This is a genomic window from Pseudomonas sp. DF5 (genome assembly GCF_058148225.1).
Window position 1 is genome coordinate 46,231 of sequence record NZ_JBYVYM010000030.1, and the last position, 24,051, is coordinate 70,281.

Annotated in this window: 24 protein-coding genes; 12 read left to right on the forward strand and 12 right to left on the reverse strand. The window is 59.2% G+C overall.

From position 1 onward, the window contains the following. Window positions 1–17: 17 nt before the first annotated feature. From AC30D7_RS24025 to AC30D7_RS24035, 3 genes are all read right to left on the reverse strand, one after another. Complete coding sequence (locus AC30D7_RS24025) at window positions 18–707, reverse strand: DUF6933 domain-containing protein (protein ID WP_490135746.1); 690 nt, start codon at window positions 705–707, stop codon at window positions 18–20. 33 nt (window positions 708–740) lie between these two features. Next, entirely contained in the window at window positions 741–1,109 is a 369-nt protein-coding gene (locus tag AC30D7_RS24030) for a hypothetical protein (protein WP_490135747.1), read from the reverse strand. Window positions 1,110–1,178: 69 nt separating this feature from the next. Continuing rightward, the gene (locus AC30D7_RS24035) at window positions 1,179–1,997 is read right to left on the reverse strand and encodes a sulfite exporter TauE/SafE family protein (protein WP_490135748.1); all 819 of its coding nucleotides are present in this window, start codon (window positions 1,995–1,997) and stop codon (window positions 1,179–1,181) included. Window positions 1,998–2,109: 112 nt separating this feature from the next. On the opposite strand from AC30D7_RS24035, the gene AC30D7_RS24040 reads away from it, so the two are divergent. Further along, window positions 2,110–2,877 carry an AraC family transcriptional regulator gene (locus AC30D7_RS24040; RefSeq protein ID WP_490135749.1) on the forward strand — a complete coding sequence of 256 codons (768 nt, stop codon included), beginning with the start codon at window positions 2,110–2,112 and terminating at the stop codon, window positions 2,875–2,877. A 58-nt stretch (window positions 2,878–2,935) separates the two neighbouring features. Here the strand turns inward: AC30D7_RS24040 and bglX are convergent, their stop codons facing one another. After that, window positions 2,936–5,299 carry a beta-glucosidase BglX gene (gene bglX, locus AC30D7_RS24045; protein ID WP_490135750.1) on the reverse strand — a complete coding sequence of 788 codons (2,364 nt, stop codon included), beginning with the start codon at window positions 5,297–5,299 and terminating at the stop codon, window positions 2,936–2,938. 254 nt (window positions 5,300–5,553) lie between these two features. Between bglX and AC30D7_RS24050 the strand changes: the two genes are divergently transcribed. Next, a complete protein-coding gene (locus AC30D7_RS24050; RefSeq protein WP_018926408.1) occupies window positions 5,554–5,871 on the forward strand; it encodes a helix-turn-helix domain-containing protein in 318 nt (105 codons plus the stop codon). Between the two features lie 41 nt (window positions 5,872–5,912). Here AC30D7_RS24050 and AC30D7_RS24055 read toward each other — a convergent pair whose 3' ends face one another. After that, window positions 5,913–7,448, reverse strand: coding sequence for an amidase family protein (locus AC30D7_RS24055; RefSeq protein WP_490135751.1), 1,536 nt, complete (start codon window positions 7,446–7,448; stop codon window positions 5,913–5,915). 111 nt (window positions 7,449–7,559) lie between these two features. Next, a complete protein-coding gene (locus AC30D7_RS24060) occupies window positions 7,560–8,636 on the reverse strand; it encodes an MBL fold metallo-hydrolase (protein WP_490135752.1) in 1,077 nt (358 codons plus the stop codon). A 215-nt stretch (window positions 8,637–8,851) separates the two neighbouring features. Between AC30D7_RS24060 and AC30D7_RS24065 the strand changes: the two genes are divergently transcribed. Together AC30D7_RS24065 and AC30D7_RS24070 are read left to right on the forward strand one after the other, a co-directional pair. Further along, complete coding sequence (locus AC30D7_RS24065; protein ID WP_490135753.1) at window positions 8,852–9,460, forward strand: TetR/AcrR family transcriptional regulator; 609 nt, start codon at window positions 8,852–8,854, stop codon at window positions 9,458–9,460. A 140-nt stretch (window positions 9,461–9,600) separates the two neighbouring features. Continuing rightward, window positions 9,601–10,152, forward strand: a complete 552-nt coding sequence (locus tag AC30D7_RS24070) for a DUF1003 domain-containing protein (RefSeq protein WP_490135754.1) — start codon at window positions 9,601–9,603, stop codon at window positions 10,150–10,152. On the opposite strand, the gene AC30D7_RS24075 is transcribed toward AC30D7_RS24070, so the two are convergent. Then, window positions 10,124–11,086: a LysR family transcriptional regulator gene (locus AC30D7_RS24075; protein ID WP_490135755.1), complete on the reverse strand. Its 963-nt coding sequence runs from the start codon at window positions 11,084–11,086 to the stop codon at window positions 10,124–10,126. The genes AC30D7_RS24070 and AC30D7_RS24075 overlap by 29 nt on opposite strands. 15 nt (window positions 11,087–11,101) lie before the next feature. Between AC30D7_RS24075 and AC30D7_RS24080 the strand changes: the two genes are divergently transcribed. Both AC30D7_RS24080 and AC30D7_RS24085 read left to right on the forward strand, forming a co-directional pair. Then, complete coding sequence (locus AC30D7_RS24080) at window positions 11,102–11,809, forward strand: CTP synthase C-terminal region-related (seleno)protein (protein ID WP_490135756.1); 708 nt, start codon at window positions 11,102–11,104, stop codon at window positions 11,807–11,809. Beyond that, window positions 11,806–12,129 carry an antibiotic biosynthesis monooxygenase family protein gene (locus tag AC30D7_RS24085; RefSeq protein WP_490135757.1) on the forward strand — a complete coding sequence of 108 codons (324 nt, stop codon included), beginning with the start codon at window positions 11,806–11,808 and terminating at the stop codon, window positions 12,127–12,129. The genes AC30D7_RS24080 and AC30D7_RS24085 overlap by 4 nt, the downstream gene beginning before the upstream one ends. A 144-nt stretch (window positions 12,130–12,273) precedes the next feature. On the opposite strand, the gene AC30D7_RS24090 is transcribed toward AC30D7_RS24085, so the two are convergent. Continuing rightward, entirely contained in the window at window positions 12,274–12,600 is a 327-nt protein-coding gene (locus tag AC30D7_RS24090) for a DUF2025 family protein (protein ID WP_490135758.1), read from the reverse strand. Between the two features lie 237 nt (window positions 12,601–12,837). Between AC30D7_RS24090 and AC30D7_RS24095 the strand changes: the two genes are divergently transcribed. From AC30D7_RS24095 to AC30D7_RS24105, 3 genes are all read left to right on the forward strand, one after another. Then, window positions 12,838–13,965 carry a glycerophosphodiester phosphodiesterase gene (locus AC30D7_RS24095; protein WP_490135759.1) on the forward strand — a complete coding sequence of 376 codons (1,128 nt, stop codon included), beginning with the start codon at window positions 12,838–12,840 and terminating at the stop codon, window positions 13,963–13,965. Window positions 13,966–14,138: 173 nt separating this feature from the next. Next, window positions 14,139–14,444: a PepSY domain-containing protein gene (locus tag AC30D7_RS24100; protein ID WP_007934833.1), complete on the forward strand. Its 306-nt coding sequence runs from the start codon at window positions 14,139–14,141 to the stop codon at window positions 14,442–14,444. Between the two features lie 158 nt (window positions 14,445–14,602). Next, window positions 14,603–15,802, forward strand: coding sequence for a GAF domain-containing sensor histidine kinase (locus AC30D7_RS24105; protein ID WP_490135760.1), 1,200 nt, complete (start codon window positions 14,603–14,605; stop codon window positions 15,800–15,802). Here the strand turns inward: AC30D7_RS24105 and AC30D7_RS24110 are convergent. Together AC30D7_RS24110 and AC30D7_RS24115 are read right to left on the reverse strand one after the other, a co-directional pair. Further along, window positions 15,779–16,213 (reverse strand): hypothetical protein, encoded by a 435-nt coding sequence (locus AC30D7_RS24110; protein WP_490135761.1) that lies wholly within the window; start codon window positions 16,211–16,213, stop codon window positions 15,779–15,781. The genes AC30D7_RS24105 and AC30D7_RS24110 overlap by 24 nt on opposite strands. Before the next feature lie 112 nt (window positions 16,214–16,325). Then, entirely contained in the window at window positions 16,326–17,951 is a 1,626-nt protein-coding gene (locus AC30D7_RS24115; RefSeq protein ID WP_490135762.1) for a methyl-accepting chemotaxis protein, read from the reverse strand. 275 nt (window positions 17,952–18,226) lie between these two features. Between AC30D7_RS24115 and AC30D7_RS24120 the strand changes: the two genes are divergently transcribed. Continuing rightward, window positions 18,227–19,249, forward strand: coding sequence for a transporter (locus tag AC30D7_RS24120; RefSeq protein WP_019581436.1), 1,023 nt, complete (start codon window positions 18,227–18,229; stop codon window positions 19,247–19,249). Between the two features lie 269 nt (window positions 19,250–19,518). Further along, window positions 19,519–21,135, forward strand: a complete 1,617-nt coding sequence (locus tag AC30D7_RS24125; protein ID WP_490135763.1) for an inorganic phosphate transporter — start codon at window positions 19,519–19,521, stop codon at window positions 21,133–21,135. Between the two features lie 112 nt (window positions 21,136–21,247). On the opposite strand, the gene AC30D7_RS24130 is transcribed toward AC30D7_RS24125, so the two are convergent. Next, entirely contained in the window at window positions 21,248–21,688 is a 441-nt protein-coding gene (locus tag AC30D7_RS24130; protein ID WP_490135764.1) for a multidrug/biocide efflux PACE transporter, read from the reverse strand. An 89-nt stretch (window positions 21,689–21,777) separates the two neighbouring features. On the opposite strand from AC30D7_RS24130, the gene AC30D7_RS24135 reads away from it, so the two are divergent. Then, window positions 21,778–22,632, forward strand: a complete 855-nt coding sequence (locus AC30D7_RS24135; protein WP_490135765.1) for a LysR family transcriptional regulator — start codon at window positions 21,778–21,780, stop codon at window positions 22,630–22,632. A gap of 116 nt (window positions 22,633–22,748) precedes the next feature. Here AC30D7_RS24135 and AC30D7_RS24140 read toward each other — a convergent pair whose 3' ends face one another. Beyond that, complete coding sequence (locus AC30D7_RS24140; protein ID WP_490135766.1) at window positions 22,749–23,984, reverse strand: RNA polymerase sigma factor; 1,236 nt, start codon at window positions 23,982–23,984, stop codon at window positions 22,749–22,751. Between the last annotated feature and the right edge of the window lie 67 nt (window positions 23,985–24,051).

Consider the following 24,051-nt stretch of genomic DNA (forward strand, 5'->3'; position numbering starts at 1 on the left):
GAATCGATATGGTCCGATCAATCCTGATCAAGCTGATTCAACAGTTCAAAAGTTTCCCGTCTCACTTCTTTGCGCCGATCACGCGCAGCTTGTATGCCTGACTCGTCGAGGCCGCAGTACTGGCACAACCAATGGACCATCATTTCCTCATCCGGAAAGTAATAGTCCTTGTGCCCTTTACCGCCTCTCGGGGTGTCGTTCATATCAGCATCGAAACGGCCAGCCGAGAATTCGTCCGAAGGCAAAGATCCCCATTCGGCGGCGCAATCCTCAAAAATCCAGGCAATCTCGTTGATGTGCTTTTGCGCACCGCGATGACCGCGCTTGTAAAACGTGTACTGGCGGCAGCTTTCCTGGAAGCGCTCCATCATCGGCTCATCGTTAACCCACTGCAGGATATCGTTCTGCCCCGCATGGCGTATCAGGCCATTGATCCATCGCTCGGAAAACCGTTGAACAAAACCTTCCACGTCAGCCTTTTTAGCGTCAGCGAAGATCATGCAATAACGGGTTTTCACATGGATGACGAACAACACGTGCTTGCGTTGCACGGTAATGGCGTGGACCAGCCACTGTTCGGTTGAGTCACCCTGCTCGTCGTCCTCGATAACGGACGATGGAGGTTTCTCCACCGGGGTTATTTTCTTGCCCTTGTGGACGCGGCTGAAGAAGGTGCTGGCAGCTTCGGTGCAGTTGAAGATCAACATGCAGGGTCCTTTTATAAATTCTGTATGCGGCTGTCAGTCCTGTCCCACGATCTCGTCAACCCACTCAAGCTCATAGGGCTGGCGAACAACCTCCGAGATATAGTTCAGCGCTTGTTCGCTGAGAACTGATAACTCTGCTTCGGTCAGCAAGTCATGCATGACCATTAACCACAAGCCTCTGAGTGCACTGGAACGGGATTGGCTGTTATGGTCAAAAGCCTGAGCCATGTCCTTGTTTCGATCCTGAATCAACCCGTAGAGCATTCCATATCGAGCGTGGGCTGATAGCGCTCCGTGCTGGGCAATTGTCTTGGCATCGGCAAGAACACCTTGGCAAAATCTATCGAGCGCAATCTTGCGCAGTTCCTTGAATTTCTTCCAGTCGCTTTCGAGGATCGGCATGACGTTCTCCTGCGTGAGATCTTGAAATGCAAAAGTCTATTCTTGCGAATTAGCCCACTGATTCCAACCTTACCTGGCGCACATACTCAGCATCACCACCACCAGCAAACCAATATAAACCCGCGCATGCACCCGATCCGGTATCCGCCCGATCCACGGCGTGGCCAGCCGAATCCCCACCAGCGACCCAACCGTCAGCAGCGCAAACGCCAGCACATCCACATAACCGACAAACCACGGCCCCAGATCAAACTCGGTAAACCCCGCCATCGCCATATAGGTCAGCGTTCCGGCCACCGCAACGGGCAGGCTCAGCGGATTAGCCATGGATGTGGCTTGCGACATGCTAAGGCCACAACGTCTTAGCAACGGCACGGTCATGACGCTACCACCCACCCCAAGAAACGTGGCGATAGCGCCAATTCCCACACCGCCGCCAGACACTTCTGCCCCGCCCAATCGCCGTGGGACTTCGATGTAGGACTGTGTAAGAAAACCGCGTCTGAACAAGCAGTCCAGAATGGTCACACCCAGGTAAACGATGAAGGCAAAACGGATCAGCTCACCACTCGCCCACATCGCGGCAATAGCTCCGACGATCGCGCCCAGGCCGATGAACCCGCCCAACGGCCACAGGTAATGGCGAATGAGATTGCCCGCGTGATGATGTTTTCTGGTGGCGATCAGCGCATTGACGATCATCACGCAGGTCGAGGTGGCTACGGCAATGTGCATCGCCGATTGGCCGATGGGGTCGTCGGTGCCGTGGCTGGCCGTGAGCATGCGGTACAGCAAGGGCACGACGACGAAGCCGCCGCCGAAGCCGAATAGCACGGCGGTGACGCCGGTCATGCAGCCGAAGAGTGTCAGCAAGAGGTAGAAGAACATCGCGCATCGTCCGTGGGTTGGGAGTGGCGAACGATAGAGCGACGGAGCTTGGCCTGCTTCAGCAAGTCAGCCAATAATGTTTGCGTTTACGCCAATCGCTGGGTGCCGCTCGATGCGCAATGTTTCGATTGATCTGCTGGACGACACGCCACGGCCGGTGGTGGCCATCGGTACGGATTACCCCGATGGTCATCGGTTGCCGAGCCATACCCATCGGCGGGCGCAGTTGTTGTATGGCGCCACGGGGGTGATGCAGGTGAGCACGCTCGACGGCAATTGGGTGGTGCCGCCGCAGCGAGCGGTGTGGATTCCGCCGGGGGTGGCGCATGAGGTGTTGATGCTGGGGGTGAGCACTCGCAGTGTGTATATCGAACCGGGGGCGGTTGATCTGGGCAGCCGTTGCCAGGTGATCAGTGTTTCGCCGTTGCTGCGGCATTTACTGATGGAGGCGGTGGAGGTTGCGCTGGAGTACGACGAGGCCGGGCGCGATGGGGCGCTGATCGACTTGTTGCTGCATGAACTGGCGCGCAGTGCTCCCCTGCCGTTGCACATTCCGCTGCCTGTGGATTCGCGGTTGCTCGGGTTGTGTCAGACGTTTCTCCGGCAACCGAACGTTCACCAATCGCCGCAGCAATGGGCCGATCAGTTGCATATCAGCCTGCGTACGTTCAATCGCCTGTTCCGCCAACAGACCGGGCTGAGTTTCAGCCAATGGCGGCAGCGGGCCTGTGTGGTGCTGGCGTTGGCGCGGCTGGCGGTGGACACGCCAGTGACGCGCATTGCCCTGGATTTTGGCTATGAAAGCCCGGCGGCGTTTTCGACCATGTTTCGGCGCGTGCTGGGGCAGGCCCCATCCGTTTGGTTGGAGGGGACGAAATGACCCCGTAGGAGCGAGGCTTGCCCGCGAAGAATGCACCGCGGTTTTCAGGGATTACGCATCATCGTTCTTCGTGGGCAAGTCGGATCGCCGCACCGCTCGCGTCTACAGGTTCTGCACCAGGCGCATGATTGTCTTGACTGGCTTGTTCTGACAGCAATTCAAAGCTCTGCTCCTTCACATCCTGGGAATCCAGGCCGATCTGCACCCGGAACTCACCCGGCTCAGCGACGTATTCCAGTTGGGAGTTGAAGAATTTCAAGTCGTTCTCATCAATGCTGAAGTGCACCGCTTTCTCCTCGCCGGCCTTGAGCATGATTTTTTGAAAGTTCTTCAGTTCTTTGACCGGACGGGCGACAGAGGCAACAACATCGCGGATATACAGCTGAACCACCGTTTCGCCGTCACGCTGGCCGGTATTTTTCACCATGATGCTGGCGACGAGGTTGTCGGTCTTGTTCAGCGTGGTCGAAGACAGGGCCATGTCGGTCAGGCTGAAATCGGTATAGCTCAGCCCATAGCCGAAGGGGTAAAGCGGCCCATAGGATTGATCGAAATATTGCGACGTGTAGTTGCGAAGCGCACCCGGCAAGTACGGACGGCCGGTGTTCAGGTGGCTGTAGTAGTTGGGGATCTGCCCCACGGAGCGCGGAAAGGTGATGGGTAATTTGCCAGACGGGTTGTAGTCACCGAACAATACATCGGCAATGGCGTTGCCTCCCTCGGAGCCGCTGTACCAGGTTTCCAGGATCGCATCGGCCTGTTTCTGCTCCTTGCCTATGGACAGCGGCCGACCGTTCATCAACACCAGCACCAGCGGCTTGCCGGTGGCTTTCAGGGCGGTGATCAATTCACTCTGGCGCCCAGGCAAATCGAGGCTGGTTCGACTGGCCGCTTCATGGGACATGCTGCGAGGCTCTCCCACCACGGCAATCACAACATCGGCTTGCTGTGCAGCCTTGACGGCTTCGTCAATCATTTCTGCTGCCGGACGGGGGTCGTTGGCGATTTCGGACACGCCCTGGTATTCCAGGTATTTAACAACCTCCTGATCCTCCTCGAGATTGGCACCTCGGGCATAGATCAGCGAGCCCTGGTTCATCGCGTTTTTCAGCCCGTCGTAGATCGTCACCGATTGCGCGGGCACACCGCTCGCGGACCAACTGCCCATGATGTCGACAGCACTTTTTGCCAACGGGCCGATGAGCGCGATCGTGCCTTGTTTTTTCAGCGGCAAGAGCCCGTTTTCATTCTTCAGCAGCACCAGTGTCTTGCGTGCCACTTCACGGGCCTGCGCTCTGTGCAGATGGTTTTCGGGGTTGTTATCAGCTGCGTTTTCACTGGCAGCGCCGAGGCGCCGGTAAGGGTCTTCGAACAGCCCCATGTCGTACTTGGCACCCAGGACTTCCCGCACCGCGTTATCAATATCGCTCTGGGAAATAGCGCCAGACTCAAGCAGCCCCGGCAACTCCGGGCCATAGGAGGAGTCGTTCATGCTCATATCAATGCCGGCCCGAATGGCGAGCCTGGCCGCGTCGCGAGGATTCCTCGCAACACCGTGCTGAACCAGATCGGTTACCCCGTTATGGTCGCTGATGACCAGTCCCTTGAAGCCCCACGCTTTGCGAAGCAAATCCTGCATCAACCATCTATTGGCCGCCGCCGGCACACCATTTATCGAGTTAAGCGCCGCCATGACGGCTCCCGCGCCACCCTCGATCGCCGAACGATAAGGTGGCAGGTAGTCCTGGTACATTCGGGCCAGGCCCATGTCGACGCTGTTGTAGTCGCGCCCGCCCTCGACGGCCCCGTACAACGCAAAGTGCTTGGCGCTGGACATGATGCTGTCGGGCGCGTTCAAGCTCTGGCCCTGGTAGGCCTGGACCATCACTCTGGCAATGCGCGAAACCAGATAGGTGTCTTCACCGAAGCCTTCGGATGTGCGCCCCCAACGAGGATCACGGGCGACATCGATCATCGGTGCGAAGGTCATGTCGATACCGTCCTCACTGGCTTCTTTCGCCGCCGTTCGACCGCTCAACTCGATGGCGTCCATATCCCAACTGGAGGCCAAGGCCAGGCCGATGGGAAAAATGGTTCGATGACCGTGTATCACGTCCCAACCGAAAAACATCGGTATCTTCAGGCGGCTTTGTTGAGCCGCGTCCTGCATGGGGCGGTTTACATAACGGCTCACAGAGCCATACGTCCCCCCGATTCGCCCGGCAGCGATCTCCTGGCAGATTTTTTCGGGCGTCATCTTTTCATCGATAGCGATCAGCCGCAGTTGGCCGACTTTTTCGTCGAGGGTCATCTGATTGATGAGGTTGGTGACAAAGGCATCTTTGTTTGGCGATGCCGTATCGGCCAGGACCGGCAGAGTTGTAAAGCTGATCAGGGCACATAGCAGACGTAGTCTTTTCATGATTCCCTTCCCCGCATAACGCTGTGGCGCACTGCTTTTGAAACGCCACCTTTCCTGCATTGAAGATCAGAAGGCTGACGTTCAATCATTTGGAGCTTTCAGGAAACCGCCTAGAGACAGCGTAGTCGGTCCAACGCCCCTGCCTGAGCGAAAAAAGAGAATCGATCAAAAAATGAGTTTGATCCGGGCGCAAAACAACTGTACAAAAACACAGTACATTTTCGAATCGCCACGCTCGATCCCCGGAGAAAACCATGGCCTCTCTTGCAATGAAAATCACCCTGGAACGCATCGCCCTCTTCCAGTTCACCCCCGCCCACTGCGCCCAGGCCCGAGCGATGCTGGGTTGGAGTGTGGAAGAGTTGTCCGAGGAATCCGGGGTTTCCGTTGACGCCATCCAGCGATTCGAGGCGCAGCGTAATGTGCTGGATGTCACGCGGCTGGCGTTGGCGTATCGGTTTGAATCGCAAGGCCTGGTGTTCTTCCCGGGGTTTGCACCGGGCCGAGGGATGAATGTGAAAGGGTCCACACCGAACCCGGTGGGGCGGGCGGATTATGCGATGGTTGAGTGAGCCAGTGACACCATAAAACTCACTGGCCCGGTTACATCCCTTTACTGCTGTTTAAACGCCGGATCCTGGCGCTCTAACGAAGCCTGTTCATAGCTGTAAGCCAACGCCAACAGTTTGGGTTCACTCCAGCGAGGGCCGTAAAAGAACACGGAAGTGGGCAGGCCATCGCCCTTCATGCCCGACGGCAGTGTGACGGCTGGGTAGCCGGCCACTGCGGCACTGAATTGCGAATAGCCATCGGCATCGGCGACCAGGGCGTCCAGATTGTGCTGGGCCAGTTGCTCATCGATGGCTTCCTTGAAGCTGGCATTGAGTGCTGCGAACAGTTCGGTTGCCTGCGCGTGGCTCATGTCCAGTTTGCTGATTTCTCTGAGCATCTGCTGACCGTAACCTTCAGGGCCAGGATTGAGCTCGTTGAACTCGATCAACCCTTGAAGCGTTTGGATCGGCAACCCGGATCGGCTGGCCAGATATTCGGGCAGCTCATGTTTCATGCCCCCCATAAGCGCGTTGAAGTAACCGTCAATGCTGGGCAGCCGGACTCTTAATGGCACCAGAGTAGCGCCTTGCTCTTCCAGCGTGGCCAGTGCCATCAGGAATTCAAAACCGGGACGCAACACCGAACCGTTCGGCCCCATGTACTCGGTTGGGTAACCGATTCGTTTGCCGTTCAAGGCGTCCGTGGCGAGCAATGCGGTGTAATCGACACCTACCGGTGCGTCGCTGGTTGCGGCGTCCGCAGCGTCGACACCTTGCAGGGCGTTGAACATGAGCGCCGCGTCACGAACGGTGCGCGTCATAGTGCCAGCAGTGTCTTGCAGGCGTGTGATCGGGATGATGCCGGAACGGCTGAACAGCCCCAGCGTCGGCTTGACGCCCACCACGCCGTTGGCCGAGGCGGGGCAAGTGATCGAGCCATTGGTTTCGGTGGCAATGGCCAGCGGTGCGAACCCGGCGGCTACGCCTGCGGCCGAACCGGAACTGGAACCGCATATTTCGCCACTCAGTACGTGGGGATTTTTCCCTTGGCCGCCTCGACCGCTCCAGCCATGGGGCAAGCCCATTTCTCGAACGTAAGCCCATTCACTCATGTTGGTTTTGCCAAGAATGACCGCGCCTGCGTCACGAAGCTGCTTGACGACAAATGCATCGTTGGCCGCCGCTTGGCCGACCATGGCCAGTGAGCCCGCGCTCGTTTGCATCGAGTCTGCGGTATCAACGTTGTCTTTGAGCAGAACCGGAATCCCGTGAAGCGGGCCGCGAACTTTTCCGTCCTCACGTTCCTTGTCCAGCGCCATCGCAATCTCGATGGCCTGAGGATTGAGTTCCATGATCGCGTTGATCGCCGGCCCTTGCTTGTCCAGTGTCTCGATACGCGCTTGCAAGTGCTTCACCAGCGCTACGGAGGTGAGTTCGTTACGCTCCATCTGTGCAGTGAGTTCGCCGACGCTTGCGTATTCGAGCGCGTTGACCGCTGCTGATGTTGCAGCGGCGCTATTGGCGTAAGCGGAACCCGCGACGGAAAGCAGGATGGCTTGCGCCAATACCGTCATGCGGCTTTTGAAAATGTACTTCATGTAACGTCCTTATTTTGGCTAATCACGAGTGAGTCATTTCACTCGCCGCACAGCCTACCGAAGTCGCAGGAAGCGACTGTCAGCAACAAGGAGCGCAAGCCGTACGAAAGTTCACCCAGACTTGTAGCCGCTACAAGCAATCTGCCCTTTTTCCTTCATCGCACTTTCCAAATTCAGCCACCACGCGCCACCACGCTGCGGGTACAGCACGTTGAACGCCTCGCCCATTTGCGGCGTGGTGATCGACACGTTCCGCTCCCAGGCCAGCGCCAGAATACGGTCGAAAGGTTCGTACCAGGCGTGCATCGACAGGTCGAAGGTGCCGTTGTGGATCGGCAGCAACCAGCGCCCTTTAAGGTCGATGTGCGCTTGCAGGGTTTGCTCGGGCTGCATGTGCACGTGAGGCCACTCGACGTTGTAGGCGCCGGTTTCCATAAGGGTCAGGTCGAATGGGCCGTACTGCTCGCCGATGCGTTTGAAGCCGTCGAAGTAGCCGCTGTCACCACTGAAGAAGATCCGCGTGTCGCTGTCGATCATCACCCACGACGCCCAAAGGGTGCTGTTGCTGTCGAACAGGCCACGACCGGAAAAGTGCTGCGAAGGTGTGGCGACGAATTGAAGGCCATCGACGTCGGTGCCCTGCCACCAATCCAGCTGTCGCACTTTGCTGGCGTCGACGCCCCACTTGATCAGGGTGTCGCCCACGCCCAACGGTGTGAGGAAGTAGCGGGTCTTGTCCGCCAGTTTGAGCACGGCCTGATAATCGAGGTGGTCGTAATGATCGTGGGACAGGATCACCGCTTCAATCGACGGCAAGTCTTCGAGATTGATGGGCGGCTGGTGGAAACGCTTGGGGCCGGCCCATTGCACCGGGGAAGCACGCTCGGCGAACACCGGGTCGGTGATCCAGAATTTGTCCCGCAATTTCAGCAGGACCGTGGAATGACCGAGACGATAGACACTGTGGTTGGGCGCAGCGGCCAATGCTGCCTGGGTCAGGGCGTGCACCGGGACAGGGGCCGATGGCCGGGTGTCTTGCGGCTTGTTGAAAATGAAGTTCCACAGGATGCGCAAGGTTTTACGGAAGCCTTCGCGCTGCACTGGTGTGTGGTTCTGGTATTGCCCTTGAGCCTGACGAGACGCTTCAGGCGTTGAGGCGTTATCCGCTGGAGAAGTTGAAGTGGCCATGACTGAATGACTCCAGAAAAACCGCACAATTGACGATTTTCCGCTTGGGACGATTTATGGCCAAGGCACGTACGCATCAGCCGGAGATTGCATTGTTTACGGTGCAGGATTAACAAAACATTACACTGCACAGTGTAGTTTCTAGGTTGCATCAAAGCCGATCACAAGTAAACTACCAAGTGTAATTCTCCACTTCTTCCTGCCGAAACGTACTTATGACAGCTCCACAGCGCCTCACCGACCGAAAACGCGAAGCCATCATCCAGGCGGCGATTGCCGAATTCCGTACCAACGGTTTCGACATCACCAGCATGGACAAGATCGCCGCCACCGCCGGCGTGTCGAAGCGCACGGTGTACAACCACTTCCCAAGCAAGGAAGAGTTGTTTGCCGAAATCCTCAATCAGTTATGGACCCGAGTAACGGCCGAACAGGAAACGGCCTATCGCCACGACCTGCCCCTGCGCGATCAGCTGCGTCTGATGTTGCAGGCGAAATTGCAGATGCTGGCCGATGACAATTTTCTCGACCTGGCGCGAGTAGCGATCGCCGCCACCATCCACTCTCCCGAGCGTGCGCAGAACATGGTCGCCCGAATGGGTGAGCGCGAAGAAAGTTTGACCGTGTGGATTCGCGCCGCCCAGGCCGATGGCCGATTGAAACCGGTCGCGCCTGAGTTCGCCGCGCAACAGATCCACGGGCTGCTCAAGTCCTTTGCCTTCTGGCCCCAGATCTCCATGGGCCAAACGGGTCTGTCGCCCGAGATGCAGCACACTGTGGTGGAATCTGCGCTGGACATGTTCCTGGCGTGTTATGCGCTCTGAACCAGCTGCAAAAAATGACAATGTCCGCCGCTTTATCGCTGACTGATCGCTCTGAATAGAAACACCGCAATGTGTTTCTGAATGAGACTGACGCTGGAGCTATAGTGAGCTTTCAGTTCCAGAACGATACAGAGAGCATCATGAGCACTCCGACCCGCGAAACCGAAACCGAAACCGAAGTCACCGGCCCCATCGATCATCTGCGCTTCCATCGCCCTCACGCTCACCTGGCACCCACTTTCGGTACCGACCGTTTTGCCCTGCGCGCCGAGGCCTTTGCGCGGTTCTTCGGCACGCCGACCTTTCTCGGCGCCCAGACCCTGATTGTGGTGGTCTGGATGTACCTGAACCTGTCCGGCATAACCCACTTCGATGCGTACCCATTCATCCTGCTCAACCTGGCGTTCAGCCTGCAAGCGGCCTATGCCGCGCCGCTGATTCTGCTGGCCCAGACGCGTCAGGCTGCGCGGGACAAAGCCCAGTCAGACGCCGATGCACAACACCGTGAAGCCTTGGCCGTCGCCAACATTGAACGTCAGGCCCACGCCGCCCGAACCACCGCGCAATTGATGGAACTGCTGGAGCAAAACACCCGGCTCACCGAAATCACCAAGACCCTGAGCGAACGCATCGAAAGCCTGACGTCGGAAATGCACCAACACTTCATCGGCAAGGAGCCACCGAAGGTTTGATCCGAAGCGCCCGCCCCAACTCGTCGAACAATGTCACCACCGAGCGCAACGCACGGCAGTCCGGGCGGGTTAGCAACCACAGCGCGGTGTCGTAACCGTGCAAGGGCTCGGTCAACGGTTGCAGTCCGTCGCCGATGAGAAAGTCCGGCAATGCCGCGACGCCCAATCCAGCCCGCACCAATTCGGTCACCGACAACATGCTGTTGCAGCGATAACCGGGTGTTACGCCAGGCAACTGCTGACGCCGCCAGGCGACGGTGGGGTGATCGGGCAGGAAGTCGTCGGGGGCGATCCAGGTCAATGAGGCCAAGTCGTGGGATTCGACCGATTGCAGATAGGCCTGGCTGGCACAAACCCGGTAGGAAATGTCTGCCAATCGCCGCCCGACCAGATGCTCGGGCGGGGTACGGGTCAACCGCAAGGCGATGTCGGCGTCGCGACGACTGAGGTTGGCGAAGTCGTTGGAGGTGCAGAGTTCAATGGTCAGCGCCGGATAAGACGGCATGAACTGCGCCAGCGCCGGCAGCAGCAGACTTTGCAGGACCGAATCGGTGCAGGTCAGGCGCACGGTGCCGCTGATGATTTCACCGCCCTGCTCCACGCCAATGCGCGCCGCCTCCAGTGCTTGTTCGGCGCGTTCAGCCTGCTCGGCCAGGGTCTGAGCCAACGTGGTAGGCAGGTAACCAGCGCGGCTCTTTTCGAACAGTTGCTGGCCCAGCCCGGCTTCGAGCCGACGAACCGCGCGAAACACCGTCGAAACGTCGACCTTCAACAACGCCGAAGCCCGAGCCAGAGAGCCGCCGCGCACCAGGGCGAGGATCAGCGACAGGTCCGGGTAGTCCAGTTGATAGTGCGTCGATGCATTGATCACTTGGGATAACGCCAATATTGATTGCGTGAGCGCCAATCTATAGTCGATGCCAGAAATCAACAAGCGTCGAGATCACTCATGGAAACCAACGCCATCCGCATCGCCCTGATCGGTGACTACGACCCACAGGTCACCGCCCATCAAGCCATTCCCGTCGCCCTCGGCATGGCCGCCGAACACACAGGCCAGAACATTCAGTTTCAATGGCTGGCCACCGACCGCATCACCGCCGATACGCCACTGGATGACTTCGATGGTTTCTGGTGCGTGCCCGCCAGCCCTTATCGCAACATGGATGGCGCGTTACGGGCGATCCGCTTTGCCCGGGAACAACAACGGCCGTTTCTCGGCACGTGCGGCGGTTTTCAGCACGCGGTGCTGGAATTCGCCCGCAACGTATTGGGCTGGGAAGATGCCGAACACGGCGAGACTTCGCCCAACTCGACGCGGGCGTTACTCACGCCGCTGACCTGTGCGCTGGTGGAAGCCGTCGACAGCATTCATTTGGTTAAAGGCTCGTTGATCGCCAAGGCGTACGAAAATGCTCAGATTCGTGAAGGCTATCGCTGCCGTTACGGTGTGAATCCCGAGTTTGAACGGCCGCTAATGACACGACAGTTGCACGCGGTTGGCCGCGATTCGGCGGGGGATCTGCGGGCCGTGGAGCTAAACGATCATCCATTCTTTGTCGCAACGCTATTCCAACCGGAACGCGCCGCGCTCAAAGGCCTGCTGCCACCGTTGGTCAAGGCGTTGGTCGAGGCCTGCGCGAGGAAAAAATCATGATCGCCCAGACACCTGCGGCACCCTATTACGCAGTGATTTTCACCTCGCGGCGCACCGAAGGTGATCAAGGTTATGAACAGGCCGCCGAACGCATGGTGGAGTTGGCCCGTGAGCAGCCCGGCTTCCTGGGCGTGGAGTCGGCCCGGGGTGCGGACGGGCTCGGGATTACGGTGTCCTATTGGGCCAGCGAAGCGGCTATCCTGGCCTGGAAGCATCATCCCGAGCACAGCGCAATCCGCGAGCGCGGGCGATCGACGTGGTATTCGGCGTGTCATACGCGGGTGTGCAAGGTTGAGCGGGCCTATGCGTTCAAACAGTGAATGACCCGGTGATTCTGGAGACCGTCTTCGCGGGCAAGCCCGCTCCCACAGGGATCTCCTGCGTCCACAAGATTTGTGCACAACAGGGATCAATGTGGGAGCGGGCTTGCCCGCGAAGAGGCCAGAACAGCCACCACAAAACCCTCACCCCCGCACCAAACTCCTCACCGCCGTAATCTGCGGCACGTCCCGTCGATTCATGTACACCCGCAACGGTTCGGTGATGTTGATCCGGTCATCGACGTTCTGATCCAGCAGCAACTGGATCAGTTCGCGCTTGAGTGTCATGGTCTGCTCGGGGCCGGGTGCCCAGACGAACTCACTGGCGGGGATGATGCCGTCGTCGGCCACATCCATGCCGAACGCGTCTTCGCTGAAGCGCACGATGTACTGGCCGGTCTTGCGATTGAGACCGACGAAGCCTTTGAGTTGGTCGGCGGCCTGGCAAATGAGCTGGGAAGTGATGCGCATGGTAAACCTCACAAAAGGTCGCAAAGGACCGGTGATCGATGGTTTACACGCAGGGCAAGTGGAACGGGTTTCCCTCTGCCGGGGAAACTGCAGGTGTGAAGATTACTGCAAAGAGCCGCACAAAAGCGTCGAAGAAATCTGCTTTAAACACGTTTATGTCGGTCTGGCGATAGCGCAAGCGGCGCTCAGTTGTTAAAAGATACGTCTTTGAAAACTCATCGCAAAAGGACTTCGAGCATGCCTGCCACCTTCACCAAAAGCGCCCTGTTGCTGAGCCTGATGCTCGGCCTCGGCCAGGCACAGGCCGCCAACGAGCCAAGCCCCAGCGCACTGGCAACCCGCCTGGGCATTCCACACCCGGCAGTGATCGCCCACCGTGGCGCCTCTTTCGATGCACCGGAATCCACCGCCGCGGCCTATAAACTGGCTCGCGACCTGGGCGCCGACTACCTGGAAATGGACCTGCAACGCAGTAAGGATGGCGTGTTGTTCGCCCTGCACGACAACAACCTGCAACGCACCACCGACGTCGCTACCAAATTCCCTGAGCGCAAGGACAGCCCGGCTAACGAATTCACCATCGCCGAACTGAAAACCCTGGATGCCGGCAGCTGGTTCAACGCCGCTTACCCGGACCGCGCGCGTCCTGGCTACGCGGGCCTGAAGATTCTGACCCTGGATGAAATCATCGACATCGCCCAAGGCAATCCGCTGCACAAGCCTGGCTTGTACATCGAAACCAAAGAGCCGAAGCAGTTTCCCGGTATCGAGCGCGATCTCAAGGATAAATTGCAGGACCGTGGCTGGCTGAGCCCGGCCGGTTCCAAACTGGCAAAGAGCAATCTGGCGGTCGGCCAGGGCAAAGGCAAAGTCGTGCTGCAAACCTTCGAGAAGAGCAGCCTCGAACTGCTCGAGAAGGAAATGCCGCAAGTGCCGAAAATCCTGCTGTTGTGGGTGGGCGAAGGCAGCATCGAGCCGAAATCCAAAGTCACGTTCGCCGAGTCCGGTGACAAGGATAAAGCGACTTACTACGCCAAACAGGAACCGAAGGACAAAGCCGAATTCCAGCAATGGGTCGAGTACGCCAAGGCCCAGGGCGCCATCGGTACCGGGCCTTCTGCCGCGCTGACCAAGGGCGGCGATCAGAGCTATTCGGACCTGGTGAAACCGTGGATGAACCAGTTCACCCACGATCAGGGCATGCTGGTGCACGTCTACACCATCGACGATGCCGTGGATTATCAGAAAGTGACCGATGCCGGTGTCGACGGCATCTTCACCAACCGCGCCAGCGAACTGCTGAAGTTCTATAAGCGCCCGGCGGCGGCGAGTGTTGCGCAGTTGTTGCAGAACAACGGTTACTGATTGACGCCAGGCGCTGCACCGCGTCGTTCCCATCGCGGGCAAGCCACGCTCTCACAGGTTTTGTGCAGACCTTGTGGGAGCGTGGCTTGCCCGCGATTGCTTTTTTAAGGGTGAATTAAGTTGCGCTGTTTAACCTGATCCCACTTAAACAGCTCCTCCAAGGAAAGAACTTGATGAAAACCTTAACTGCCCTGTTCACCGCTGCTGCCCTGACCCTCACCGCTGGCCTGGCCCAGGCTGACGTTCGCGTCGACCAGATCCCCGAGTTGGTCAAAAGCGGCAAGATCAAACCACTGGAAGAAATGAACCAGGCCGCGCTGAAGTTGCACCCGGGCGCCACAATTACCGATACCGACCTGGATAACCACTTCAACGGTTACGAATATGAAGTTGAGCTGCGTCTGGCTGACAACACCGAATGGGACGTGGACTTCGATGCCGCGACTGGCAAGGTCCTGAGCAACAAACAAGACAAGTGATTCAACTACAAAAAGCCGCACGACCTTCGGGTTCTGCGGCTTTTTTGCGTTCGGCGTAAGGCAAATCGCTGCAGTGATGAACGAAGTCGCGCCCTTTTGCGCAAGCCCGCTAGAATTCCTCAACATCATTCAGCATGTTGAAGCAGAGAACCACGGATATGGGGCAAACAGCGGCAGCAGACATCACCACGATCGGCCGGATCAGCGCGGTGCCGGCGATTCTTCAGGTGATCAATGAGTTGACCGGTTTGCGGTTCGCGGCGGTAGCCCGCGTCATCGACAACACCTGGATCGCCTGCGCGGTGCTCGATCGACTGGATTCCGGTGTACAGGTGGGTGATGAACTACGGCTGCTCTCCACGCTGAGCGACGAAACTCGCCAGGGCCAGCAGTCGGTGATCATCGACAGGGCCAGTGCAGACCCGCTCTACCGCGATCACCACACGCCCCGCACCTATCCATTCGAAAGCTACATTGCCGTGCCGATCTTTCGCACCGATGGACGCTTCTTCGGCACACTCTGTGCCCTTGACCCTGATCCTGCTCCGCTCAAGTCCAGCACGATCCAGAACACCATGGAATCGTTCGCCCGGATACTGGCGCTGCAGATCGACGCCGAAGAAAACCTGCAACGGACCGAAGCGGCGTCGATCAAGGAACGTAAAACCACCGAACTACGCGAACAGTTCATCGCCGTGCTCGGCCATGATCTGCGCAACCCCTTGTTCGCCATCAGCGCCGGTGCCGAAATGCTCCTGCGCAAAGTCAAAGACCCGGCGAATGAGCAACGGGCGCGACATATCCTCACCAGCGCCCGGCGTGCGACCAAACTGGTCGACGATGTGCTGGATTTCGCGCGGGGGGCACTGGGCCGCGGCATTCCGGTGAACATCGAACCATGTCCGGACCTGGCAGATGCGTTGCGGCATGTGATTGCCGAGATCCAGAGCATTCACCCCAAGCGCATCATAGAGTCCTCGATCGGCGACCTGAGTCACGTTGATTGCGATCGCGAAAGGATCGCGCAGTTGCTGTCCAATCTGTTGGCGAACGCCGTTGTCCATGGCGACCCCGGCAGCCCGGTCGAGGTCAGTGCGCAGGTCAACGAAGGGCACTTCGTGTTGAGCGTGAGAAATCAGGGGCTGATTACCGAAGATGCATTGCCACACCTGTTCCAGCCCTACTCACGACCGACCGGTGGAACACCGCAGGCCGGCCTCGGGTTGGGGTTGTACATCGCCAGTCAGATTGCACAGTCCCATGGCGGCAAACTGGAGGTGGAATCGACCGAGCCGCAGGGCACGACGTTTACCTTCAGCTTGCCCCCCAAAGACTTAAGCGGTGGTGCTGACCACTGAACCCGACGTGCTGCCACCCTCATCCTGCAACGCCTGCAATAATGCCGCCGTCACTGTCTGCATCGAAGCCGATGTGGCCGCAATCTGCGATTGAGCCGCCGCGACTTCCGCGGCCTTGGCTTCGCTGCTTTGCTGCTTGGCCTGGGCCGCTTGCAGTTGCTGCTGTTGCTCCTGCAATTGTTTTTGCAGTTCGGCGAGCTGCTTGCGCAGTTCTTTCACCGTATCGGACTCACTGCTGCTGGAACTGCTTTCGCTCGACGCGGCAGCACCACCGGCGGCAGCCTTGGTGGTGTCACTGGAAGCCTCGGTGGATGCCGCGACGGTGCTGTCTTCGGTGCTGTCGCTGATCGAAACCTGGCTTGAAGAAGTCGACAGGGTCTGGTTGATTGAAACGGAGCTGATGCTGACCATGGGCGTTATCCAATATGCAGTTTGGGTAACTTGCGTCATCGTCAGGCGCGGCACGAACTTGAGAGCGACTGTGTACCGACTCGGTAACCGATTCGGTACACAGCCCATTTCACTAGGCGCTCAACCGCGCCGTCACCTCATTCAATTGCCCCGACAACCCATGCAGGTTGTGGCTGGCCGCTTCGGTGCGCTGCACGTTGTCCAGATTGGTACTGGCGATGCTGGTGATTTCGGTGAGGTTGCGCGAGATGTCTTCGGCCACTGAAGTCTGTTCTTCTGCGGCGGTGGCGATCTGGCGGTTCATGTCGCGAATGGCTTCCACGGCATGGGTGATCCGCTCGAGCATGGCGCCGGCCTGGGTCACTTGTTCGACGCTTTGCTCGCTGCGTGACTGGCCGCTTTCGATGGCCTGGGCCGCATCCACCGCACCGGTTTGCACGGTTTGAATGATCTGGTTGATCTCGATGATCGACGCCGCCGTGCGCTGGGCCAGGCTGCGTACTTCATCGGCAACCACCGCAAAACCACGCCCGGCTTCACCGGCACGGGCCGCTTCGATTGCCGCGTTGAGCGCCAGCAGGTTGGTTTGTTCGGCGATGCCGCGAATCACTTCCAGCACCTTGCCGATGCGCCCGCTGTCTTCTTCCAGACGACGGATGACCGTGGCGGTGTTGGCGATTTCGCCACGCATTTGGGTGATGGTGTGAATGGTGCCCTGCATGACTTTCTCGCCCTGCTGGGCGGACTGATCAGCTTCGTCGGCCGCACGTGCCGCATCGGCGGCGTGGCGCGCGACTTCTTGCGCGGTGGCAGACATTTCGTTCATCGCCGTGGCCACTTGATCGGTGCGGTTGAACTGTTCGTTGGTGCCGCTGGCCATGAGGCCGGCAATCGATTTCAGCTCACCGCTGGCACTGTCCAGGTCGGACGTGCTGCGCTGCAAACGGTGGAAGGTTTCGGCAAGGAAATCGCGCAAGGTGTTGGCAGCCTTGGCCAGGTTACCCAACTCGTCCTGGCGGGTGCTGGCCACGCGTTCGGCGAACCGGCCTTGGCTAAGCTGCGCCACGTAGTCGATCAGTTTGCGAATCGGCTCCACCAGATTGCGGTTGACCAGCCACAGACTCAACAGGCCAATCAGCAGACCCGACAGCAGCATCACCGCGAGCCCCGACAACACCGTCTGATCGGCACTGGCACTGATCAATTTCGATTGTTCGATACTCTGCTTGCGCAGTTCACTGACCAGTTCATTCATCTGCTCGCTGGCAGCGCGGTCCACGCCCTTGACCGCATTGTCGCCCGCCGCTGGGTCGGCACCGGCCGCCACGTAGGCATCACGGCCCTTCTGATACGCCGCACCTAATACACGATGCTCCTCACGCAGGCGTTCGATGCGGGTCTTGAGTTGCGGCTCCATACCCTTCTGCCCGGCCAGTTCACCGAGGATACCCTGCACATTGCGCTGACCCTCCTCGAACTGCTTCCAGTATTTGTCCAGGTCCGCGGGTTGCTTGCCGCGCAGCAGGACGTTTTTCCACTCCTGAACCTGCACCTTGAATTGCAGGTTGGCTTCATCGATCAATTGCGAAGTGTGCAACGGGCCTTCAATCAGATTCGCGTAGCTCTGAACGCCGTTGGACAGAAAGTGAAAGCAGGCCAAAGCGATCAACAACATCGCCAACAGGCTGCCGCTCAACAGGGCGAGAATTTGTGCTCTCAAGGACTTTTGCAAAGACATCGGAAAGTACTCATGACAGGAATGAGGCACGCGGATGAAGGCGTGAAAAGTAACCGGACATCCCTGTCTGACGCATTGGCCTTTGGCCGAAGGCGCGCAAACCTAACCCAAGCGTGATCGGCGTGCCAGAGCGGTTCTTGAGTAGAATCCGACTATCGGTATCGCAATCGTTTGCGTACACCTTGTCGTCACAAAAATGTCATGAGCGCTTGCAATGATGAGGTTTAAGTGAACCTGTGAAACCCGCGACAGGCGCCTCCTCGCAGCGAGACTTCATGAACCACAGCATTGACCAACGCCATCGCGATTCCGACTTGTTCGGCCTGCTTTACGGTTTCAGTTTTCGCCCCGGCGAGCGCGGTCGAGAGATCGATTCGGCCAAGGCACTGCACTGCCTGCAACAACCGGACGACAGTGATGAGTTTCTCTGGCTGCACCTGAACCTGGCCCATGCGGCGTGCGAGCGCTGGATGAAAAGCCATCTGGAATTGCCCGATGAGTTTTTCGAAGCCTTGCACGAAGGGTCGCGTTCGACGCGCATCGAGCATGTCGATTCGGCGTTGCTGGCGGTGGTCAACGATGTGGTGTTCAACCTCAGTAGCATGGTTTCCTCGGATGTCTCGACGCTGTGGGTCTGCGCCCGCAGTCGGCTGATCATCAGCGCGCGCCTGCAACCGCTGCACTCGGTGGACAAGCTGCGCTCTTCGGTGAAGGCCGGTGAATGTTTTCGCTCACCGCTGGAGCTGCTGGTGCATTTGCTGCGTGATCAGGGCGAAGTGCTGACGCAGATCGTGCGCAAGACCAGCCTCAGTGTCGATCAGATCGAAGATGAATTGCTGTCGTCGCGCCTGTCCACCAACCGCGCCGAACTGGGCGCCAACCGCCGGGTGCTGGTGCGCCTGCAACGGCTGCTGGCGCTGGAGCCGGGCTCGTTGCTGCGCCTGCTCAATCGCCCGCCGCAATGGTTGCAAAAGGAGGACGTCAAGGAGCTGCGCAAATCCACCGAGGAGTTTGCGCTGATCATCAATGACCTTACGGCGCTCGGTGAGCGGATCAAGCTGTTGCAGGAAGAAATCGCCGCCAACCTCAACGAACAGAGCAACCGCACGCTGTTCACCCTGACCGTGGTCACGGTGCTGGCGCTGCCGATCAACATCATCGCCGGTTTCTTCGGCATGAACGTCGGCGGGGTGCCGCTTGCCGGTGATCCGGAGGGGTTCTGGATTCTGGTGGCGCTGGTCGCGACGTTTACCCTGATTGCCGGGCGTTGGGCGTTTCGCAAGCGGCGCGATTATTAAACCGCCCATCATCACCGATACCTTGTGGCGAGGGAGCTTGCTCCCGCTGGGCTGCGCAGCGGCCCCTATCCGGTATATTCATTCAAACAGAATTCTCTGGTTTTACGACTGCTTCGCAGCCGAACGGGAGCAAGCTCCCTCGCCACAGGCGTTTGCCTGCCTTAGCATCCGGCATTACAAAAAAACCAAACACTGACCCAGCGCAGCCTCACTGTAATATTTAGCAACGATCATGGCCGATACTCCTTCTCTGCTCAGGATTATCCGGCATGGCTACGCCTTCCTTCACCGCCGCCTCCCAGGCGCCCGCCAGCGGCGCCAGGCCGCAGCTCGATAAAAAACCCGGCCTGCTCACCTTCGTGATGTTCTTTGCCGTGCTGGGCAGCGGGCTGTTGTTCACCGCCTATAGCCTGATGCACGACATGAGCGAACTCGGCACGGTGGTCACCACCTGGACGCCATTTCTGCTGTTGGGCGTCGCGCTGCTGATTGCCTTGGGCTTTGAGTTCGTCAACGGTTTTCACGACACCGCCAACGCCGTGGCGACGGTGATTTACACCCATTCCTTGCCGCCGAATTTCGCCGTGGCCTGGTCCGGGTTCTTCAACTTTCTGGGGGTGTTGCTTTCCAGCGGTGCGGTGGCGTTCGGCATCATCGCCCTGCTGCCGGTGGAGCTGATTCTGCAGGTCGGCTCCTCCGCCGGTTTCGCGATGATCTTCGCCCTGTTGATCGCCGCGATCCTGTGGAACCTCGGCACCTGGTGGCTGGGCTTGCCGGCGTCTTCGTCGCACACCCTGATCGGTTCGATCATCGGCGTCGGCGTGGCCAATGCCTTGATGCATGGCCGCGACGGCACCAGCGGCGTGGACTGGGCCCAGGCGACCAAGGTCGGTTACGCGTTGCTGCTGTCGCCACTGATCGGCTTTGTCTTTGCCGCATTGTTACTGTTGGCGTTGCGCGTCTTCGTCAAAAATCGCGCGCTGTACAAGGCGCCGAAAGGCGACACCCCGCCGCCATGGTGGATTCGCGGCATGTTGATTCTGACCTGCACCGGCGTGTCGTTCGCCCACGGCTCCAACGACGGCCAGAAAGGCATGGGCCTGATCATGCTGATTCTGGTGGGCACGCTGCCGATGGCGTATGCATTGAACCGCACCATGCCGGCGGATCAGGCCTTGCAATTCGCCGCGGTGGCCGAAGTCACCCAGCAAGCCCTGATGAGAAACACACCGCTGCCGATGCCCACCGATCCACGCCCGGTGCTGACCGACTACATGCACAGCAAGGAGGCCACACCGCAACTGATCCCCGCCCTCGCCGCGCTGGCGGGCCACATTGGTAACGAAGTGAAGGGCTACGGCTCGCTGTCGAAAGTCCCGGCCGAAGCGATGGGCAACGTGCGCAACGACATGTACCTGACCAGCGAAACCATTCGCCTGATGGACAAGAACAAGGTCGGTAACTTCGACGCCGATACCACCGGCAAGCTGCAACTGTTCAAGCAACAGATCGACAACGCCACGCGGTTCATTCCGCTGTGGGTGAAGATCGCAGTGGCCATCGCCCTGGGGCTCGGCACCATGGTCGGCTGGAAACGCATCGTGGTGACGGTCGGCGAGAAAATCGGCAAGACGCACCTGACCTACGCCCAGGGCGCCTCGGCGGAAACCGTGGCGATGCTGACCATCGGCGCCGCCGACATGTTCGGCCTGCCGGTATCGACCACCCACGTGTTGTCTTCAGGCGTGGCCGGGACCATGGTCGCCAACGGTGGCGGCTTGCAGATGAAGACCATCCGCAACCTGCTGATGGCTTGGGTGCTGACCTTGCCGGCGGCGATTGTGCTGTCGGGCAGCTTGTACTGGTTGTTCACCAAGCTGTTCTGACCATACACAACCTGTGTAGGAGCGAGGCTTGCCCGCGAAAGCGGTTTCACATTCAACGATGACTCTGACTGTGAAACCGCTTTCGCGGGCAAGCCTCGCTCCTACAGGTCATTCAATAGCCTTCGCAAGCCCTGCGCAGTAATAGCCGCTCACGCACCACGTCGTAGCCCCAGTGGTACACGTAGGTGTACGGCAGGAAAAACAGCAGCACGCCGATATCCAGCAGGAACGCCTGCCACAGGCTGATCTTCAGCCACCAGGCAATCAACGGCACCCCAAATGCCACCAGCCCGCCTTCGAACAACAGCGCATGCACCACGCGGATCCAAGCGTTACGCACAATGGCAAAGCGCTTGAGCAAACGGTCGAACAGGCCGTTGAAGACCACGTTCCAGGCCAGGGCAAGGGCTGCAATCGCCACGGTTGCCACGCCCATTTCCAACATGGGTTTGTCCATGACCCAGGCCAGCAACGGAGTACAGATCAAGATCGCCAGCAGTTCGAAACCGATGGCCTGGAGAATGCGTTCAGTAATGGATTTGTTGGCGTTCATGGCCAGACTCCCTGAGTGACTATGGTTGCCATGATCAGCCATCACACCGATACTTCATAACCAATAACCATCGATCAAGGCGATAGTTCATGGCTTCCCACGAAGTGTTGCTGGCGTTTGTAGAGGCCGCGACCCAAGGCTCGTTTTCCGCCGCGGCGCGCAAGCTCGGGCGCAGTCAGTCGACCATCAGCGCCGCCGTGGCGAGCCTGGAAATCGACCTGAACCTTGTCCTCTTCGACCGCAGCAGTCGCAAGCCGAGCCTGACCCCGGCCGGGCACGTCATGCTGCAACGGGCCGAGGAGATTCTGGCCGCCACCAGCCGTCTGGAAATGACCGCCAGCCAACTGTCCCAAGGCATCGAGCCAAAGTTGACCGTGGCGATTTCCGACACTTACCAGTCCGATCGTTTCGAAGCGGCGCTCAGTACTTTCGAGCAGCGGTATCCAGACCTGGAACTTGAATGCCTGATCGCCGAATGTGACGACCTGGTGGCACTGGTGCAACGTGGCCGCGCGCACGTTGCCTTCGCCGAAATGCAGGACAGCTACCCGCCGGACCTGGTCAGTTCGACGGTGGACGAGCGCACGGAAATCGCCCTGTTCGTGTCCCACACGCACCCATTGGCGACGCTGAACGACATCGATCAGGACGTGCTGCAACAGCACCGCGAACTGCGTCTGGCAACGATCGTCAATCCGTATGAAAACCGCGCGAAGGGGCGCGTCTGGTCGGCACCGAGTTACCTGATGCTGCTGGAAATGGCCCAGGGCGGGTTCGGCTGGGCACCGTTGCCGCGATGGCTGGTGGGACGGTTCGGGGCTGGCTCGTTGGTAGAATTGAAAGTGCGCGGCTGGCCGAAACCGGTGTATGTCTATGCGCTGTGGTCGCGTTTGCACCCGCCGGGGCCGGCGGGGAGTTGGTTATTGGGCAAGATGCTGGAATGAAGGTTCTGCGGACCTTATCGCGGGCAAGCCACGCTCCCACAGGATTGAGGCGATCACACCTTTGCGATTCGACTGTGGGAGCGTGGCTTGCCCGCGATGGGGCCAGTGAAATCACATCACTCCAACGCCCGGAGCCGTCCCTCGATAAACCGCCGCTCCGGCACCTGCTGTGTCAATTCCAGCGCCCGCTGATACGCCGCTCGCGCCTCTTCCACCCTTCCCAACTGCCGGCAAAACTCTGCCCGTGCCGAATGCGCCAGGTGGTAATCCAACAACTCGCCCCGGGCCAGAATCCCTTCGATCAACGTCAGCCCGGCCTGCGGGCCATCGCGCCTGGCCAGCGCCGCTGCGCGGTTCAGTTCGATCACCGGCGACGGCACCGCCCGCAGCAGCACGTCATACAGACCGACAATCTGCGCCCAGTCCGTCTCTGCCGCCGAAGGCGCTTCGGCATGCACCGCGGCAATCGCTGCTTGCAGGCAATACGGCCCGAAGCGCCGCGTGGTCAGCGCACGCTCAATCAAGGCGCAGCCCTCAGCAATCAGCTCGGCGTTCCACAACGAGCGATCCTGTTCATCCAGCACAATCAGCTCACCGTTCGCGGAGGTTCTGGCCGGGCGCCGAGACTCATGCAACAGCATCAGCGCCAGCAGCCCCATCACCTCCGGTTCAGGCAACAACTCCATCAACAACCGACCGAGACGAATCGCTTCGCGCGTCAGGTCTTCACGGATCAGTTCGTTGCCGATGGACGCCGAATACCCTTCGTTGAACACCAGGTAAATCACCCGCAACACGCTGTCGAGACGCTCGGGCAGTTCCGCCAGGGAGGGCACTTGGTAAGGGATTTTCGCGTCACGGATCTTCGCCTTCGCCCGCACGATGCGCTGGGCGATGGTGGCCGGTGCCGAGAGGAAAGCCCGGGCGATTTCTTCCGTGGTCAGGTCGCAGACTTCACGCAGGGTCAGCGGCACTTGAGCGTCCGCCGCCAGCGCCGGGTGACAACAGGTGAAGATCAGGCGCAGGCGATCGTCTTCCACGTCTTCGTCACTCCAGTCGGCCTGCTCCAGCGCCTCCAGTTGAGCGATCAACAACGGCCGGGACGCGTTAAAACGCGCGCGCCGGCGCAACACATCAATGGCCTTGAAACGGCCGGTGGACACCAGCCAGGTGCGCGGATTGTCCGGCACACCGTCGCGCTGCCAGCGCTCGACCGCGACGAAGAACGCCTCGTGCAGCGCTTCTTCGGCGAGGTCGAAATCGCCGAGCAAGCGGATCAGGGTCGCCAGGATTCGCCGCGACTCGTCGCGGTAAACCTGCTCGACTTGCGCCCGTACCGATTCGCCCGGCATCAGTCCGGCATGCCTGGGGCCATTTTTCGCTGGACGGTTCGCACACTCATAAAAGAACTCCTGTTGT

Excerpts from the sequence above, each read along its gene's own strand:
- AC30D7_RS24025 (WP_490135746.1), bottom strand. The coding sequence starts at position 707 with ATGTTGATCTTCAACTGCACCGAAGCTGCCAGCACCTTCTTCAGCCGC.
- AC30D7_RS24030 (WP_490135747.1), bottom strand. The coding sequence starts at position 1,109 with ATGCCGATCCTCGAAAGCGACTGGAAGAAATTCAAGGAACTGCGCAAG.
- AC30D7_RS24035 (WP_490135748.1), bottom strand. The coding sequence starts at position 1,997 with ATGTTCTTCTACCTCTTGCTGACACTCTTCGGCTGCATGACCGGCGTC.
- AC30D7_RS24040 (WP_490135749.1), top strand. The coding sequence starts at position 2,110 with ATGCGCAATGTTTCGATTGATCTGCTGGACGACACGCCACGGCCGGTG.
- bglX (WP_490135750.1), bottom strand. The coding sequence starts at position 5,299 with ATGAAAAGACTACGTCTGCTATGTGCCCTGATCAGCTTTACAACTCTG.
- AC30D7_RS24050 (WP_018926408.1), top strand. The coding sequence starts at position 5,554 with ATGGCCTCTCTTGCAATGAAAATCACCCTGGAACGCATCGCCCTCTTC.
- AC30D7_RS24055 (WP_490135751.1), bottom strand. The coding sequence starts at position 7,448 with ATGAAGTACATTTTCAAAAGCCGCATGACGGTATTGGCGCAAGCCATC.
- AC30D7_RS24060 (WP_490135752.1), bottom strand. The coding sequence starts at position 8,636 with ATGGCCACTTCAACTTCTCCAGCGGATAACGCCTCAACGCCTGAAGCG.
- AC30D7_RS24065 (WP_490135753.1), top strand. The coding sequence starts at position 8,852 with ATGACAGCTCCACAGCGCCTCACCGACCGAAAACGCGAAGCCATCATC.
- AC30D7_RS24070 (WP_490135754.1), top strand. The coding sequence starts at position 9,601 with ATGAGCACTCCGACCCGCGAAACCGAAACCGAAACCGAAGTCACCGGC.
- AC30D7_RS24080 (WP_490135756.1), top strand. The coding sequence starts at position 11,102 with ATGGAAACCAACGCCATCCGCATCGCCCTGATCGGTGACTACGACCCA.
- AC30D7_RS24085 (WP_490135757.1), top strand. The coding sequence starts at position 11,806 with ATGATCGCCCAGACACCTGCGGCACCCTATTACGCAGTGATTTTCACC.
- AC30D7_RS24090 (WP_490135758.1), bottom strand. The coding sequence starts at position 12,600 with ATGCGCATCACTTCCCAGCTCATTTGCCAGGCCGCCGACCAACTCAAA.
- AC30D7_RS24095 (WP_490135759.1), top strand. The coding sequence starts at position 12,838 with ATGCCTGCCACCTTCACCAAAAGCGCCCTGTTGCTGAGCCTGATGCTC.
- AC30D7_RS24100 (WP_007934833.1), top strand. The coding sequence starts at position 14,139 with ATGAAAACCTTAACTGCCCTGTTCACCGCTGCTGCCCTGACCCTCACC.
- AC30D7_RS24105 (WP_490135760.1), top strand. The coding sequence starts at position 14,603 with ATGGGGCAAACAGCGGCAGCAGACATCACCACGATCGGCCGGATCAGC.
- AC30D7_RS24110 (WP_490135761.1), bottom strand. The coding sequence starts at position 16,213 with ATGGTCAGCATCAGCTCCGTTTCAATCAACCAGACCCTGTCGACTTCT.
- AC30D7_RS24115 (WP_490135762.1), bottom strand. The coding sequence starts at position 17,951 with ATGTCTTTGCAAAAGTCCTTGAGAGCACAAATTCTCGCCCTGTTGAGC.
- AC30D7_RS24120 (WP_019581436.1), top strand. The coding sequence starts at position 18,227 with ATGAACCACAGCATTGACCAACGCCATCGCGATTCCGACTTGTTCGGC.
- AC30D7_RS24125 (WP_490135763.1), top strand. The coding sequence starts at position 19,519 with ATGGCTACGCCTTCCTTCACCGCCGCCTCCCAGGCGCCCGCCAGCGGC.
- AC30D7_RS24130 (WP_490135764.1), bottom strand. The coding sequence starts at position 21,688 with ATGAACGCCAACAAATCCATTACTGAACGCATTCTCCAGGCCATCGGT.
- AC30D7_RS24135 (WP_490135765.1), top strand. The coding sequence starts at position 21,778 with ATGGCTTCCCACGAAGTGTTGCTGGCGTTTGTAGAGGCCGCGACCCAA.
- AC30D7_RS24140 (WP_490135766.1), bottom strand. The coding sequence starts at position 23,984 with ATGCCGGGCGAATCGGTACGGGCGCAAGTCGAGCAGGTTTACCGCGAC.